Genomic DNA, 15482 nt, shown 5'->3' with positions numbered 1-15482 from the left:
TTAAAACATATTCTCGAACGATTTGGATCATACGTTGCTGACACTGCAGCGACTTCATGGGCGTGAACCACATCTGCGTTTTCGCCTTGGAGAATGGGATCTAGCCGGCATCGGCGACGGCGACATGTTTATCGTGGCAGGCTCAGACGAAAGCCTTGCGCCGATCCGCGACAGTTACGGGCCGGTCATCGTTTCCGATCTTGATGCCATGCAGAAGGAATTGCTCGCGGCTGAAGCGGTCATCACGCGACCGATTGTTGCCGTCCCCACCGGGCGCATGCTCTTCGCCCGTCACGCCGATGAGCTTCATGTCGAGTATATTGAATGGACTGACGAATTAGTGGAGCGTTTCATCCGCGCCCCACAGCGGGCTGGCCGACTTTCATCTGAGTTGTAACGGTTGGCATACAAGACAGAAACCATGACGACACAACATCTGGTCGCGCCGGAAGCACGCGAGCTGCCGACATGGGACATTCCTTAACCCTCAATCGCGCATGAACAGGCGCTATGTGAATTATCCCTGGGGCTTTAGAAGCGTGAGAACAGACCTGACGATCCCGTTAAACAATGTCTCGTCAGGTTGAACGCGTGCTAGCACCCGCAAACCCATCAAAACTCCGAGTAAGTGGTGCCCGAGGGATTCTGCGGAAAGCGTGCTGTTGATGGTGCCGTCTTTTTGACCGACGTCGACTTGCTGTCGAAAAAAGGTTCCGATTTTAGCCAGCTCCGCCTGGACGACGCTTTGTAGCTCCGGGTTCTGTGGGGTGATTTCCAGCGCTGCATTGACCAGCATACAACCTTTGCAATCGGGATCATTCAGCGAACGTTGAATGATCTCGGAGAAAAAGGTTTCAATCGCCTCGACTGCTGGCAGCTTTTCACAGCGATGTATCCTGTCATGCACGCTGTTGGCGAGGTAACGTCCTAACACGCGTTGATAGAGTGCACGCTTGTTGCCAAACGCATTGTACAAGCTGGCACCTGTCAAGCCTGTCTCGGTAACCAATTCTCGCAGGGATGTCGCGTTGAATCCGCGTGACCAGAAGCACCGCATGGCGGCATCAAGGACTTCCTCTTCATTGAATAATCTTGGTCTGGCCATCTTCTCTACGATAAAAAAGGGAAAGCCTTCATTATGTCAGCTTGATGGTGCCGATGCATTTGATATTGGTCGATTCAGAATCGTGTGGCACGAGATTGCCGACGCTTTTGTCACTCGGACGAGTTGTGCTTTCTTCCTTCCTTGCGCAAAACCGAACAGGTGAGCGCTAGTCTGTCTGTGCTGCCTTGGAAGTGATTACTGTCATGGCAGAGAGATTGATCTTGAGCGTAGCGTCCTGGAAATCAAGTGATCGAGAGACACTACGCCAGGCCCCCAAGCCATGATGCCAAGCGCCATAGCTGCCCACGTCAGATGCAATGGCCACCCTGCAGGAATTGTCAGTTGAATCGCAATTGTCATCAACAGTAGTGCCGTTGCAGCAAAGCGTGTTCCTAATCCCAGAAAGAGTAATGCAGGGAATAGTACTTCCCCAACACCTGAGAGAAAGGCGGTGACTGGAGGAAAGGGAAATGGGAAAGGGCCTCCGGGAAGATGCAACATAAAATCATCGCTGAATAGATAAATCGTGGTACTACTTAATTGGAATAATCCATCCCATTTAAGGATACCTGATTTCCAGAAAGGAATAGCCAATGCAAAACGCATGACAAGTGAAACAAGAGCTGGATGAGAAATTGATTCGATGATTTTAGACAACTTTTCGAACAGCGTCATGTTTAGGGATTGTTTCTTGGAAGCCAGAGAGCCCTTGATTTTGTTATCTATATTCATGGTAATTTTCCGTCGTGAATAGATGTAAATACACCCGCCTTTAATATTTCTCGTAGATTCAGCGAAAGATCAAAATCTGGATATTGCGAGAGTGCCAAAGTAACGGCCTCTTCCAGGTTCTTCCCTGCCAAGAGTTGTTCAATGAACAATGCTCCGTCGGAGGGTAGGTGTCGGACAATCACTTGCTGTTCCGGTCTGGTGATGAGTGCATTTTCGGCATGAGAAGCATCCAGCTTCTCAGTGCTTGTTGAAGCTCCCCTATTTTCTGAAAAGATACTCACTGCTGAATAGCGTGATCGAACAATACGAGTCGCTGGATGCGCCATAAACACGAGTCTCCTTAATTTTTCAGGTAGTACCGACTCAAGTGCTTTGGGATCCAGAGAACGAGCATCCCGGGCATGATAAGCATCTAGCCAGGCTCTTTCGACTCTCGCTGTATCTCCAAGCCAAGGTAAGGAGCGTGCATGCTGATACTCGTCGATAAACTTGGGGAAATCGTAGCCGTATTCAAATAATAAAGGAGACGTGGGCGGAGTCTCACGTATATGAAAACGTGCCATAGCCCTGAAAAAATCATTGCCAACGAGACGTTCCACTGCCGGAAATATCGATGCTAATCCATTGATGAGACTTACCGTGACGTTGTTGCGATAGACGTTGTATCGTTTGTCAGCCAATTTTCCATTCGGACCACAAATGCCGAGTGGTGTTTTCAGGTATGGGTCGGTTAATGCTGACGAAAAGCACGATGCATGGAATGTTTTCGACATACCGTGATGAGGAGACCTTTCATGCAGCATGGTATTGCCCCGGTATTGATGCAACCGCACGTCGATCCAAAACGGCCTGAGCCAAACGCGCTTCGGCTTCTAGGACTGGCCATGCGGGAATGTTGCTATCCCACTCGACAAGTGTGGGTATCGAGCCATATTTATCGATAATAATTTCAAATAACTTCCATACGGCATCTGAGACTGGGCCGTCATGACTGTCGATCAGGAGCAGGTCGCCCTCATCGTCAAATTGTTCGGCATGTGCTGCCAAATGAATTTCAGCTACACGATCCAGGGGAAAACTTCGCAAATAGTCGAGAGCGGAGAAACCCTGATTCTTCGAAGAAACGAATACATTGTTGATGTCTAACAGCAATCCACATCCCGTACGTCGTGAGATATTTTTTATAAAATCGACTTCGTCATAAGTTGAGTCGGTAAATGCCACATAGGTTGACGGGTTTTCCAGAAGAATAGGACGTCGAATGGCTTCCTGAACTTGGTCGATATGCTCACACACTCTTGAGAGTGTGGCTTCAGTGTAAGGAAGCGGTAAAAGATCATTGAAGAACGTGCCGCCATGTGTGGACCAAGCGAGATGCTCAGATACCAGTGCCGGTTCATAGCGTTCCACCAATGATTGAAATCGTCTGAGGTGCTGTGTATCGAGAGGTTGCATACCACCAATGGACATGGCTACCCCATGAAGGGAGACAGGGTATTCTTTACGAATGTCTTCCAGCATGCGATGAGGCGGCCCCCCTGCACCCATGTAATTCTCTGCATGTATCTCGAAGAACCCTTTATAAGATGACGCGGCACCCAGTATTTCTTCAATATGTTCTTGCTTAAAGCTGGTTCCCGATAATCCTGCAATAGGATGTGCCGGAAAGCGATGAGCTGATTCCGTTAGTGCGTCGATTGTTTCGAGTGTCATACTTACTTCACCTCCTTTTCGCTTTCCGGCTATGGACTTTTATAGGGTTACGAAGCCATTTAGCTCTCAATCGGCTCTAGAGAACCCGTCTGACCGTTAGGTAGCTCAATGGATTCACACGTGCCAGCGTCAACGTAAGTCCAGGCATTGCCTTGATAATCTTCAGTCGAAGTGCCTTGGCAGCTCGTGCCCGGACCTGCTGCGCAATCATTCTGTCCTGCCAGGGATACGCCATAGCATCGTTCCTTCTCGGCACCGGAATCGGAATCCTGCGCCATAGCAAAAGACGAGAGTGCAACTGAGACTGCACCGACCAGAATAGAGGTGCTGAGAGTAGTTTTTACTGACATTGAGCTTCTCCTGTAAAGGTTTTGTCAGCGTGTCGAATATCGATACGCTATTGAGTAATACGTCCCGATGGCTTCGGGTGTTACACCTTAATTTGAAAATGGGATCGACGACGTCGTTGTTAGACACTACTAGCTATGATTGTTTTTTTATTAATAAATTGATTTTGAAGGGAAAACCCTCTGCATTTCCGATGGATTGTTTTTTATCGTATGCTATAAAATCTTTGTAGTGCCAAGCGTTCAAAGGGATTGGGCTAGGTAAAGTAAGCCCTTTTATAGTAATAGAAAGGCCGCTACGGGGAGAGGAGTATTGGAGGAGCAATCAAGAGAACAAAAATGGGCAAGCCTCATGCGTGCTGGCCTCGCTGGACAAGAGTCGGCCTATCGTAGTTTCCTTGAGTTGGTAACCCCCCATTTGAGAGCGACAGTGTCAAGCCGATGCCGGAATTTTCGTGCCTCAGAGGGAGATGTCGAAGACATTGTTCAGGAAGTGTTGATAACACTTCATTTGAAGCGTCATACTTGGGATACATCCCGGCCTATTAGTCCGTGGCTCAATGCTATCGCTCATAACAAGATGATTGATGCTTTCAGAAGGCGGTATCGTCAAGACCATATTCCTCTGGATGATGTCGCTGAAGGTCTTTTTTTTGAAGAGACTGGTAATGCTTATGCTGGACAAGATATTGAAAAGATGTTGGAAAAACTGAAAGAAAATGAGCGTGTTATTGTGCGGTCAATTTCACTGGATGGGTTCAGTGTCAGGGAGGTTGCGATCAAGTTGAAAATGAGTGACGGAGCCATTCGTGTTGCACTCCATAGAGCATTGAAGCAACTTGCAAAACACTATCGGTATAACGAGCTATGAAGACAGACGACTTAATTGAACTTCTTTCGCAAGATCAGACGAGTCATTGGAGTTTGGGTAGAACATTTGCTCTGGCTTTGTTGGGTGGTGTTTTGATCTCATCAGCCTTATTCGTGATGGCTGTCGGTGTTCGCTCTGACATTAATGCCGCCATCGAAACGATCCGCGTTATTTTGAAGTTTGTTTTTTCCTTGGCGCTGGCCGTCTGTTCTTTCAAGGCGGTGAAGCATCTGGCTCGTCCGGGCACCTATCCCGTTAATTGGTTATGGGGAGCATTGTCAGCGTATTTGCTTTTGATCCTGGCTGCCGGATTCGAGCTGATGGTTGTGCCGAGAGACTTGTGGGGCGAGCGATTAGTCGGCAATAATGCGCTTGATTGCTTGATGTGGATTCCTGCTCTCTCTCTTGCCCCGCTTATCGCCATCATGATGGCGATTCGCAAGGGGGCGACTACTCGCCCTGGTTTGACAGGGGCTTTGGCCGGTTTTTCCGCTAGCGGTATCGCCACCGTCCTGTACGCCTTGCATTGCCCGGACGATAGCCCTTTGTTTGTGATGACTTGGTATTCCATTGCTACTGTCAGTGTCGCCTGTGTCGGATACTTCGGGGGGCGGTTTTGTCTGAAGTGGTGAAGCTCGACGATTTAGAGATATATGAGGAAAAGTACCCAGTAGAAAGGCAGGGGGGAGGCAAGATAGAGAGAGAAAAGTAGCCAGCAAAAAATTAGGCCCTGCTAGCGCAGAGCCCGATATCAGAATAGGTTATAGGTAATGACTAACGCTAGCTTCCACTCCTTGTGCGGGATTCCAACCCTGGAATTTACCCTGACTAACGTATTGATTTCCTATTGATTCATCCTTGAATCCGAAACACATCCTTATCTGTATAACATCCTGTTGATCACTTCCTCATCCTATGAAAAAGCATTCAGTGATATCTAAAAAATCATCAATAATTAGCTACCGCTATTTTCTTCAATAAGTTCATCTTCATCATATTCAGCGTCATCTGAGTGACTGCTTGATTGGGGTTCCATGTCGCTGGCACCATCGCCTTCGTCATGGGTTAAATCATTAGTCGTGTCTGTTATGCCACTGCCTTCTGAGCTTCCGGTTCCTTGGGAATCCATCGGTTGCTCGTCAGCCGTAATACCTTGATTCTCATCAATCGATGAATTTTCATCAGTTTGAGCAAAAGCTAATGGGCTTGCCATCAGACCAAACGAAACACCTAAAATGCCAGCTTTCTTGAGTAAATCCTTGGACATCATATTCCACCTCCGATAGCTGTTTAATGCTACTTCATTAAGAAAGAAAGGCTTACTAGAAGCCAGCATCTCCTGCGGTCATCTTCCTTAACTTACGAATTGCAGAAGATATGCCAAAAACCGAAATAAAAAATTAAAATCAATTAAATCAATTATTTAATTAATCATCAGCCATACCAAAACGACATTACCGAAGCCATTACCCAACGCTTTAAGCTGTATAAAAATGGCACATGGGTAAGGTTTTACCAACCTTGCATGCCAATATTGCACGCTTCTGAAAATATTGTGCGATGGAGTGGCCTTGCTAGTTTAAACAAGCCGCGAAGAAGGGAAGGCGCAGCGAAACAGCGCGCCCTTGCCAGGGAGGGACTCAATTTGCAGTTGAGCATCGTGGCGTAACAGCACGTGCTTAACAATCGCCAAGCCTAAACCTGTGCCACCGGTCGCCGTGCTGCGCCCCTTATCGACACGGTAAAAGCGCTCGGTTAAGCGGGGAATATGAACGGGATCAATCCCTTCACCATTGTCTTCAACATCTATATAGCCACCGCCATTAGCGCTTGCTTTCCAGCGTAGCGTGATTTGGCTGCCTGCTGGCGTGTAACGCACCGCATTAAAGGCCAGGTTAGAGACGGCGCTACGAATTTCCTGTTCGCTACCTAACAGCCGCGCATCGCTTTCAAGCGCCACGGTGATGGTATGCCGCTGATGCGACAGGGCTAGCGCGTCAGCACAAACGCTTTGCAGCAAAGGCTCAAGTGACAGCGGGTGATGATCTTTACCGCCCTGATCAATCTCCAGGCGCGAGAGCAGCAATAAATCATTGACCAAATTCTGCATACGTTGGGTCTGTTCCTGCATCTGCTGGATACTGCGACCCAAGCGCGGTGGAAGCTGATCGGCGATATCGCTGTAGGTTTCCAAATAGCCGGAGAGAACGGTAAGCGGGGTACGCAGCTCATGGGAGACATTGGCGACAAAGTCGCGCCGCATTTGCTCAAGCCGATGCAAGCGTGTGATATCGCGCGCCATCACCAAGCGTTCGTCGTCGCCATACAGGGTAATTTGATACTGCAGGATTCGCCGTTCATCAATCGGCGAGGTGAGCGTTAACGGCTCACTGTAGTTACGCGCATTAAAGTAGCTGATAAAGCTTGGATCGCGCAGCAGATTGGTAATGTGCTGACCACGGTCATGGGCGGTTTGTAGCCCTAGCATGGCGGTGGCAGCGCTGTTCCACCACTCCAGGTCACCGTGACGGTCAAGCATGACCACGCTGTCGCGCATCGCTTCAGACGACTCTTGAATACGCGCTAAGGTAGCGCGCAGGCGGCTTTGGGTAATACGCTGGCTTTTTTGATAGCGGTATAAGCGGTCAAATAACTCGCCCCACATCCCGCGGGCAGCAGGTGGCTCATCATGTGGGTGAAGGGTGAGCCACTGGTAGAGCTCGCGCAACTGTCGTAAATGGTAAAACAGGCATACCGCGAGCCCTGCCGAAAGTCCTAGCCCAGCCGAGCCCAATAGCCAACCTAAGCAAGTACCCAGCGTGGACAGCCACGCTATTCGCCACAGTTCACGACTCCATAAACGCACATTTACACCCGGGCAGAGAAACGGTAACCGGTACCCCGAACCGTTTGAATCAGGTTTTGATGCACGTCGCCCAGCGCTTTGCGCAAGCGGCGAATATGCACATCGACCGTGCGTTCTTCGACGTAGACGTTGCCGCCCCACACTTGGTCAAGCAGTTGGCTGCGCGTGTAAGCGCGCTCTTGATGGGTCATAAAAAACTGCAGCAAACGGTACTCGGTAGGCCCCATTTCCAGCGCCTTGCCGTGGGCGCTGACCCGGTGGCTCACCGGATCAAGTAGCAAACCGTTAATCTCTATCGGGTCTTCAACCCCACGCGGGGTCGCACGGCGCAGTACCGCCTTTAACCGAGCCACCAGCTCCCGGGGTGAAAAAGGCTTGGTGATATAGTCATCAGCACCGGCTTCGAGCCCTTGAATTTTATTATCCTCTTCGCCTTTAGCGGTAAGCATAATAATGGGAATTTCGGCGGTGGCTTCTTCACGCTTCAAGCGCCTTGCCAGCTCAATTCCGCTAGTGCCGGGCATCATCCAGTCCAGCAACAGTAAATCGGGTTGGTGGTCAACCACCATAGCATGAGCATCTTGGGCATTATCCGCTTCGAGCACGCGATAGTCAGCCATTTCCAGCGCTACCGCGATCATCTCGCGAATCGACGCCTCATCATCGACAATCAGAACGGTCTTGGCGGTCATACCAGAGCCTCACGGTGTTCAAAAAAAACGCTCAAAGAAAACTAGTTTAAAGATAAACAGTTCAATGACATGTCAGTGACGATAACACCATGACTTGATGACAATTATATGACATTCAAAAAAATTAGCCCGCCGTAGGCCACCAACTTAGCGCGATACCGGCAAAAACCAGTAAGCCCGACCAGTGATTGTTGAGAAACGCCTGAAAGCAGGCACCCCGCTCCTGGTAGCGAATTAAGCGCTGCTGATGTAGGAAAGTCGCCGCCATTGCCGCAAGTCCTAACCAGAAGAATCCACCTAAACCGACCCGCCAGCCTACCCATGCCAGCAACCCCAGGGTGGCTAGCTGGAGTAGGCCGATAATCAAACGATCGGCATTTCCAAACAGCACCGCCGTCGATTTAATGCCAATTTTTAAATCGTCGTCACGGTCGACCATGGCGTACTGGGTATCGTAGGCCACTGTCCACAGCACGTTGGCACAAAAAAGCCCCCAGGCTTCCAGCGGCACGTGGCCCAACACGGCGCCAAAGGCCATCGGAATCGCCCAGGAAAACGCCGCCCCCAGGACCACCTGGGGAAAGTGGGTATAGCGCTTCATAAAGGGATAAATAATCGCCAGCAGCACCCCGCCCAGCGAGAGCAGCACCGTAAACCAGTTGGTCAGTAATACCAGAATAAACGCAGCGGCTACCAATGCGATAAACAGTAGCTGGGCTTCAGTTTCGCTGATACGGCCTGTGGCTAGGGGACGATGCTTTGTGCGCTTCACATGGCCATCAAAGTGACGATCCGCGTAATCGTTGACCACGCAGCCCGCGGCGCGCATCACGTAAACGCCAGCCACAAAAATCAGCAGCACACTTCGCCCTGGGACACCTTCCGCAGCTATCCAAAGTGCCCACAGCGTCGGCCACATTAACAGCCAGGTGCCTATCGGCCGATTCAGGCGCATCAGTTGTAAGAAATCTGCCACGCGAATCCATCCCTTTGGCCGCAACAGTGAACGATCCATGCTTACCTCACGAAGAATAAGATGCAGGCGCTAGCCTAGCGCGAAGGCAGGCCAAGATCATCCGCCATCGCACCCAAAAAATACTCTTGAACTAATAACGACAGAGAGCCGTGCTTACCGCCGTAATAAAAAACAGAGCGACGGCCCCAAGCAGAGTTTCCTTGTATACCGCTCTCGCTAGCGAAACTCGGCGCTTGCGTCGTCGCCTCTAATGACCCACGGATTAAACCCGGCTGACGAAATAGCCAACTGCCTAGCGAGCGCTCACCCAGGCGTTCCAACCGCTGCCCCTTTAGCTGCGTGAGCGGGGCGACCGAGCGTGCTACCACCCAAGGCGTTTCATCCAAGCACAGCGCCACTTCCCGCAGCCAGGCGTAGCGCTTGGCGCCAAGGCCCAGCGCTTGAGCCTCATCCTGACGCGGCCAACCGATGCCCTGGCGCAGCAGCCGTACGCGAAACGGTTTATCTCCACCCGCAGCGATTAAGCGTGCGGTTAACGAGTCGGTGGAGGCAACCCACTGCCACCAGGAAGCACTCATCGCCGGGCGCGCCGCATCAATCGGGCGCCAGCGGGAAAATAGAGGAGTTTGCCGAAAAGCAGCAGCCGTCACCGAGTTCTCCAGGGCAATTAACGGGTTGGCTAGTGTAACATGGGCACTGAAAGGCTTTTGTTTCAGCGACTTTTTTAACGACTCGATTTAGCGTCTCTTTATTCGCAACCCTTTTTAGCAACTTTTTTGGTGTCTGCATGCCCGCAACCCAAACACAGAAAACATCTTCGCACGCTGAGCTAGTGATTATTGGCACTGGCATGGCAGGCATTGGCCTAGCCCGGGCCTTGCGCCGCCAGGGGGATCAACGCTCAATCATACTGGTGAGCGCCGACAGCGGCGATGACTACAGCAAGCCGTTGCTCTCCACCGGCTTCGCCAAGGGCCTGGAGCCCGAACAATTAGCCCAGCGCAGCGCCACTGGCCTGGGCGACGAGCTAAATGCCCAAATAGTTATCCACAACCAGGTAACCGCACTGGATGTGGATAACCAAACAATGCTTCTTGAAGACGGCATGGTGCTCGGCTACGAAGCACTAGTGCTGGCCACTGGCGCTGCACCACGGGTACCCTTCAATATCGACGCCAGCGTGGCGTCACGCTGCTTTACGATCAACGACCTAGACGACTACCGCCGCTTTCATACCGCGTTAGGCCACGGCCTCGCACGGGTAGCGATTATTGGCGGGGGGCTAGTGGGCTGTGAGTTTGCCAATGATCTTCACGCTGGCGGTCACCACGTCAGCATCGTCGCTCCCGAGGGAACCCTACTTCCTCGCTTACTGCCACCGCCCTTAGGGAACGCCCTGGGTGATGCCTTTAGCGAAGCGGGTATCCATCTTCACCTTGGCCGCTCAATTGAGTCTATAGCGCTCAGCAGCGATGAAAGTACTGTTCTGCGGTTGGATAGCGGCGACGCCGTCAACGCTGATCTCGTGCTGATGGCCACCGGCCTTGCACCCCGGACAGCGCTTGCCGAGGCTGCTGGTTTAAGCGTGTCGCCTAGCGGTATAGAGGTTGATCGTCAGTTGCGGACTTCGCACCCCAATATTTACGCCCTGGGCGATGTGGCCTGCGTGGACGGGGTTAATGCCATGTACGTACAGCCTCTGCAAGCCAGTGCTAAAGCGCTGGCGGCAACCCTTACGGGCACACCCACCCCGGTTAGCTTTGGCGCTTGGCCGGTGGTGGTTAAAACGCCGCTGCTGCCAGTGGTTGCCTACCCTCCGGCGTCCCCTCCCGAGCGCTGGCGAATTGAAGGTGAAGGCGGTGATATCAGTGCTTTGGCGGAAAATAAAGACGGACGTTTGATTGGTTTTGCGTTGACAGGCGGCTGCGTGAGAAGGAAAGTGGAGCTTTCCAGAGCAGCACCTACGCTGCTAGGCTGATTTTCGTCGCGTTCACGACTAGGCTAGAAAAGCTAACCTAATCGGCTACGCACCCAACAACATGCATTTGTTTGATTTTTTCAAAAGGGGAGATTCCTTATGCGCAAACCTGAACTCGCTGCAGCCATCGCTGAAAATGCCGACCTGACCAAAGATAAAGCTGGCCAGGTACTGAATGTCATTCTAGATGAGATCACCAACAGTTGTGCCAAGGGCGAAGATGTCGCGCTGATTGGTTTTGGCACCTTCACCGTACGTGAGCGCGCAGCGCGTACCGGCAAAAATCCGCAGACCGGTGCCCCTCTGCAGATTCCGGCCAGCAAAAACGTTGCCTTTAAGCCTGGCAAAGCACTTAAGGACGCCGTTTCCTAATGAAGCTCAAGCTGACGCTGTGGCTGCTGGGCGTAATGCTCAAACGCGCCCTGCGCCGCAAACCGCGCTTTCGTGAACAGTTAGAACGCATGCGCGGCCTGGACTGGGGGATTGCCACAGAAGATCTTAGTGTTGCCCGCCACTACCGGATGACGCCGAAAAGTGTCAGTACCGGCAAAGGGCTGCCCGTCGACTTAGATCTAGAGCTACGTTTCCGTGATCAGGATACCGCCCTGAAAGTACTCAAAAAGCCCACTCAACAGGCCTTTCTCGACGGCATGATGGACGGCAGCGTGCGCTTGGTGGGTGACTCCGCCGATATGAATAAGCTGCAAAAGCTACTCAAGTACTTGTAGCGCTTCACTATCGATGGACATACCTCATCAGCGCCTTGTGTACTTTCGCGTTACCCTTGAATCTGGCTCAGTGCGCCGTGCAGCGGCGCGCTTGGACATTGCTCCCTCGGCAGTGAGCAGGCAAATTACGCTGCTGGAAGAAGCCTTGGGAGCGACGCTTATGGAGCGTCAGCGCGATGGCATTTCGCCTACCCCGGTAGGCGAAATGCTACTTGAGTACTGCGAACGGCGCGGTGCCCTTGATGAAGGCTTTATTGCGTCGCTTGAATCCTACCAACGCTTGGAAACCGGCAGAATATCGCTCACCGTAGGCGAAGGGTTTGTCAGTGATTTAGTGGCGTCCCCGCTGCATGAATTCACCCAGCTTTATGCGGGCATCCAGCTCGATATTCATATCGCTGGCACCTCGGGCATTATTGAAGCCGTGGTCGATGATCACAGCCATATCGGTCTAATGTTCCACGAAAGAACCCACCCTCAACTGCGTTTCTGGGCTTCCAGCCCACAGCCATTGATGGCCATCCTGTCACCGCAGCATGCCTTGGCCAACCAGCCTACGCCGCTCTCTCTCGATCAACTGAGCGCCGAGCCCATGGCTATGTGGGATACCAGCCACGGGGTTCGCCAAATGGTCGATCAAGCCTTTCAACAGGCGCGGATTGCCCCGCGCCCGGCAATGAACACTAACTCCATGGTGGTGCTGGCACAGTACGTGCGCAGTGGCATGGGCATTACCCTGCTGCCCGCCTTTGCCGTCGCCCACGATTTAGAGCTCGGCACACTGGTAGCACGCCCGGTGGACAACCCGCTCTTTCAGCGTTCCCATGCACATATGGTCACCCGCGTAGGCCGCCAGCAGCCCAAGGCCTGCATACTGCTACTACGCCATTTACAGCGCTGGATGCAGGCCTTCCGGGAACCGGGCTCGGCGGTAGGCGATCAGCCAACACCGCTACCGTAACCAAACGCGACGCTTGCCTCTGGCGCGGTTTCCACCCAGACGCTTTGCGGCACCGTGTATTCACGCAGGCCATCCAAACCGCTGGAGCGGCCAAAGCCGCTGTCGCCAAATCCGCCAAACGGTGACATCACGCTGATCGCCTTGTAGCTATTGATCCATACCGTTCCTGCCCGTAACTGCCCCGCGACACGATGCGCACGCGCCACGTCCTGGCTCCATACTGCACCGGCCAAACCAAAGCGAGTTTCGTTGGCGAGTTGAATGGCCTGGGCTTCATCATCAAAAGCCATGGCCACCAATACCGGTCCAAACACTTCTTGCTGAGCGATCTCCGTCTCCGGCGTGACATCGACCAGCACGGTAGGGGCGATAAAATACCCTTGGGCTTCGTCAGGCAAGCCTTCAGGACGTTTGCCCCCCGTTAACACTCTCGCGCCTGCCGCTTCGGCGGCCTCAATCATGCGGGTCACCTGCTCAAATTGGCGGCGATTCTGCAGCGGCCCCATGCGGGTTGCCTCATCGCTGGGTAGACCAACCGCAATCTGTTCCGCAGCACGCGCCAAGCGGGTGGTGACCTGCTCAAACACTGAGCGCTCAATCAATAAACGCGAGCCTGCCACACAGCTTTGGCCCGCGGCGGCAAAAATCGCCGCCTGGGCTCCTGCAACAGCCTCATCCAGCTTGGCATCGGCGAACACAATATTGGCCGATTTGCCGCCCAGTTCTAGCACGCTGGGTACCAACCGTCGCGCGCCCGCTTCGGCAATCATACGCCCACTTTGGGGCGAGCCGACAAACACCAGCTTGCTGATGGTGGGGTGATCGGTCAGCGCTGCGCCGGTCGTTTTGCCCAGCCCGTTGACGATATTGATCAGCCCTTTAGGCAGACCTTGAGACGCTTGTCTGCCCCCCTCTTCCAACAGCTTGGCAATCACCACCGAGGTGAACGGCGTTAACTCAGAGGGCTTCAATACGGCGGCGTTGCCTGCGGCAATGGCCGGGGCCAACTGCCAAGCGCAGGTAAACATCGGCGCGTTCCAGGGAGTAATCTGCCCCACTACGCCGTAAGGTACATGGCGCACATAGTTAAGATGCGAGGTGGGTACCGGAATCACTTCGCCGTGCTGCTTGTCGCACCAGCCTGCATAGTATTCAAACATCTCGCGCACTTTGCCCACTTCAGCCCGGCAGTCACGAATCGGCTTACCCGCGACGACACTTTCCAGCTGCGCCAGCGCCTCTTCATGGCCCTCAATACCGCGAAGTGCCGCATTCATGCGTCGCCCTCGCTCGCTGGCGGTTAACGCCATCCATTCACGTTGGCCTCGCTGTGCAGCTTGAGTAGCTCGCTCAATCAACGCAGCGCCCGCGTCGCGGTAGTTCACCAGCGTTTCGCCCGTTGCCGGATTAGTCAGGGTGATAGTTTCACCTTCTCCGGCGACTAATTCACCATCAATCCAGTTGCTAAACAGCGTGGTGGCCGTTAATCCAAAACCGTCGAGCAGCGTGGCAAGGTGACCTTGGGCATGTTGGCTAAGTGCGTTCATTCGTTGCCCTCCACTTGGCTGGCATGCGCTAAAATCGGCGTGGTGATATGGTTAAAGTCATCGCTGTCGGTGGGCTGCTCGGGGCTTTCGTGCCAAGCATCCACCACGGCTTGTAGCAGAGGCAGCGGAATATCCAACTGTTCAGCCGCGTCCCGCGCCAAGCGCAGATCCTTACGCATCAAGCCGGTGGTAAAGCCTGAATCAAAACGCTCGCTCAATATCCACTCGGGGAAATTCACCTCGCTTATCGCGCTGCGCCCCGAGCCGCTATTGATGCCCGCCAAACAGGCAGCGGGATCAACGCCTGCCCTGGCTGCCATAGCAACGGCTTCGGCGGTGGTCAGCAAGTGCGCCGCACACAGGTAATTATTGGCGAGTTTGACCACATGGCCACTGCCTGGGCCGCCCACATGGGTGCGCTTGGCTGACATCGCCTCTAGCATCGGCATCACCCGATCAATAGTGGCCTCATCGCCCCCTAACAGCATGCCCAGCTTGCCGCTGGTAGCCCCTTTCGGGCCGCCGCTTACCGGCGCGTCTAGCCATTGAAGGCCCGCTGCGGATACTCTTTCGGCCAGTTCTCGACTAACCTGAGGATCACTTGTCGACGTATCGACAATCACACTGCCTTTCGGCGCTAGGCTGAGTAAGCCCGGTGATTGCTCGATCACCTCGCGCACATGGGCGGAAGTAGGCAGCGACAGAAGGTACACATCGCTTGCAGGCAGTTCTTCGGGCTGCACTACGGGTAAACCTTGGGCAGCGAGGCGCGACCGTGCCTGCTCAAATAGATCGCTACCCGTTACTTCAAACCCTGCCGCTTTGAGTGTGAGCGCCATATTGCCACCCATCTGCCCCAGCCCGATGACTGTAATGGTTAAAGACATCCTAAAACTCCCTACAGCGCCTTTTGGGTAACGAGACGCCGTGTTCGGTGTTGATCTTTGGCGTAGACGCTCTCCTACC

Annotated in this window: 19 protein-coding genes; 7 read left to right on the top strand and 12 right to left on the bottom strand. The window is 53.1% G+C overall.

Annotation, left to right across the window (positions count from 1 at the left end):
- Positions 1–34: 34 nt before the first annotated feature.
- Positions 35–397 carry a hypothetical protein gene (locus ACT3UM_RS05900; RefSeq protein ID WP_498896968.1) on the top strand — a complete coding sequence of 121 codons (363 nt, stop codon included), beginning with the start codon at positions 35–37 and terminating at the stop codon, positions 395–397.
- A gap of 120 nt (positions 398–517) precedes the next feature.
- Here ACT3UM_RS05900 and ACT3UM_RS05895 read toward each other — a convergent pair whose 3' ends face one another.
- The 5 genes from ACT3UM_RS05895 to ACT3UM_RS05875 form a co-directional block, all read right to left on the bottom strand.
- Positions 518–1105: a TetR/AcrR family transcriptional regulator gene (locus ACT3UM_RS05895; RefSeq protein ID WP_498896966.1), complete on the bottom strand. Its 588-nt coding sequence runs from the start codon at positions 1103–1105 to the stop codon at positions 518–520.
- 201 nt (positions 1106–1306) lie between these two features.
- Complete coding sequence (locus tag ACT3UM_RS05890) at positions 1307–1837, bottom strand: DoxX family protein (protein ID WP_498896964.1); 531 nt, start codon at positions 1835–1837, stop codon at positions 1307–1309.
- Positions 1834–2640: an HvfC/BufC family peptide modification chaperone gene (locus ACT3UM_RS05885; protein WP_498896963.1), complete on the bottom strand. Its 807-nt coding sequence runs from the start codon at positions 2638–2640 to the stop codon at positions 1834–1836. The genes ACT3UM_RS05890 and ACT3UM_RS05885 overlap by 4 nt, the downstream gene beginning before the upstream one ends.
- Positions 2630–3550, bottom strand: coding sequence for an MNIO family bufferin maturase (gene bufB, locus ACT3UM_RS05880; RefSeq protein WP_498896961.1), 921 nt, complete (start codon positions 3548–3550; stop codon positions 2630–2632). The genes ACT3UM_RS05885 and bufB overlap by 11 nt, the downstream gene beginning before the upstream one ends.
- Positions 3551–3609: 59 nt before the next feature.
- Positions 3610–3900, bottom strand: coding sequence for a BufA1 family periplasmic bufferin-type metallophore (locus ACT3UM_RS05875; protein WP_498896959.1), 291 nt, complete (start codon positions 3898–3900; stop codon positions 3610–3612).
- A gap of 310 nt (positions 3901–4210) precedes the next feature.
- Between ACT3UM_RS05875 and ACT3UM_RS05870 the strand changes: the two genes are divergently transcribed.
- Together ACT3UM_RS05870 and ACT3UM_RS05865 are read left to right on the top strand one after the other, a co-directional pair.
- Entirely contained in the window at positions 4211–4768 is a 558-nt protein-coding gene (locus ACT3UM_RS05870; RefSeq protein ID WP_498896957.1) for a sigma-70 family RNA polymerase sigma factor, read from the top strand.
- A complete protein-coding gene (locus ACT3UM_RS05865) occupies positions 4765–5400 on the top strand; it encodes an NrsF family protein (protein WP_498896955.1) in 636 nt (211 codons plus the stop codon). The genes ACT3UM_RS05870 and ACT3UM_RS05865 overlap by 4 nt, the downstream gene beginning before the upstream one ends.
- A 323-nt stretch (positions 5401–5723) precedes the next feature.
- Here ACT3UM_RS05865 and ACT3UM_RS05860 read toward each other — a convergent pair whose 3' ends face one another.
- The 5 genes from ACT3UM_RS05860 to ACT3UM_RS05840 form a co-directional block, all read right to left on the bottom strand.
- A complete protein-coding gene (locus tag ACT3UM_RS05860) occupies positions 5724–6038 on the bottom strand; it encodes a hypothetical protein (protein WP_498896953.1) in 315 nt (104 codons plus the stop codon).
- Between the two features lie 309 nt (positions 6039–6347).
- Entirely contained in the window at positions 6348–7634 is a 1287-nt protein-coding gene (gene phoR / locus ACT3UM_RS05855; protein WP_498896951.1) for a phosphate regulon sensor histidine kinase PhoR, read from the bottom strand.
- Positions 7635–7636: 2 nt separating this feature from the next.
- Complete coding sequence (phoB, locus tag ACT3UM_RS05850) at positions 7637–8326, bottom strand: phosphate regulon transcriptional regulator PhoB (protein ID WP_007112280.1); 690 nt, start codon at positions 8324–8326, stop codon at positions 7637–7639.
- 124 nt (positions 8327–8450) lie between these two features.
- Positions 8451–9341 (bottom strand): 4-hydroxybenzoate octaprenyltransferase, encoded by an 891-nt coding sequence (gene ubiA / locus ACT3UM_RS05845; RefSeq protein ID WP_498896949.1) that lies wholly within the window; start codon positions 9339–9341, stop codon positions 8451–8453.
- Between the two features lie 35 nt (positions 9342–9376).
- On the bottom strand, positions 9377–9952 hold the full coding sequence (locus tag ACT3UM_RS05840) for a chorismate--pyruvate lyase family protein (protein ID WP_498896947.1): 576 nt from the start codon (positions 9950–9952) through the stop codon (positions 9377–9379).
- A 137-nt stretch (positions 9953–10089) separates the two neighbouring features.
- On the opposite strand from ACT3UM_RS05840, the gene ACT3UM_RS05835 reads away from it, so the two are divergent.
- The 4 genes from ACT3UM_RS05835 (at position 10090) to ACT3UM_RS05820 (ending at position 12969) form a co-directional block, all read left to right on the top strand.
- Positions 10090–11280 carry an NAD(P)/FAD-dependent oxidoreductase gene (locus ACT3UM_RS05835; RefSeq protein WP_498896945.1) on the top strand — a complete coding sequence of 397 codons (1191 nt, stop codon included), beginning with the start codon at positions 10090–10092 and terminating at the stop codon, positions 11278–11280.
- Positions 11281–11379: 99 nt separating this feature from the next.
- Positions 11380–11652 (top strand): HU family DNA-binding protein, encoded by a 273-nt coding sequence (locus ACT3UM_RS05830; protein ID WP_498896943.1) that lies wholly within the window; start codon positions 11380–11382, stop codon positions 11650–11652.
- On the top strand, positions 11652–12008 hold the full coding sequence (locus tag ACT3UM_RS05825) for a hypothetical protein (protein ID WP_498896941.1): 357 nt from the start codon (positions 11652–11654) through the stop codon (positions 12006–12008). Before ACT3UM_RS05830 ends, ACT3UM_RS05825 begins: the two co-directional genes overlap by 1 nt.
- Positions 12009–12021: 13 nt before the next feature.
- Entirely contained in the window at positions 12022–12969 is a 948-nt protein-coding gene (locus tag ACT3UM_RS05820; RefSeq protein ID WP_498896939.1) for a LysR family transcriptional regulator, read from the top strand.
- Here the strand turns inward: ACT3UM_RS05820 and ACT3UM_RS05815 are convergent.
- Together ACT3UM_RS05815 and ACT3UM_RS05810 are read right to left on the bottom strand one after the other, a co-directional pair.
- A complete protein-coding gene (locus ACT3UM_RS05815; protein WP_498896937.1) occupies positions 12948–14516 on the bottom strand; it encodes an aldehyde dehydrogenase family protein in 1569 nt (522 codons plus the stop codon). The two genes, ACT3UM_RS05820 and ACT3UM_RS05815, sit on opposite strands and share 22 nt — an antisense overlap.
- Positions 14513–15403: an NAD(P)-dependent oxidoreductase gene (locus tag ACT3UM_RS05810; protein ID WP_498896935.1), complete on the bottom strand. Its 891-nt coding sequence runs from the start codon at positions 15401–15403 to the stop codon at positions 14513–14515. The genes ACT3UM_RS05815 and ACT3UM_RS05810 overlap by 4 nt, the downstream gene beginning before the upstream one ends.
- Positions 15404–15482 lie beyond the last annotated feature (79 nt).

Source organism: Halomonas sp. AOP13-D3-9, from assembly GCF_052379125.1.
In the GTDB taxonomy this organism is placed as follows: domain Bacteria; phylum Pseudomonadota; class Gammaproteobacteria; order Pseudomonadales; family Halomonadaceae; genus Vreelandella.
The sequence above is the reverse complement of the archived record's forward strand: the minus strand, read 5'-3'. Positions and strand labels throughout refer to the sequence as shown.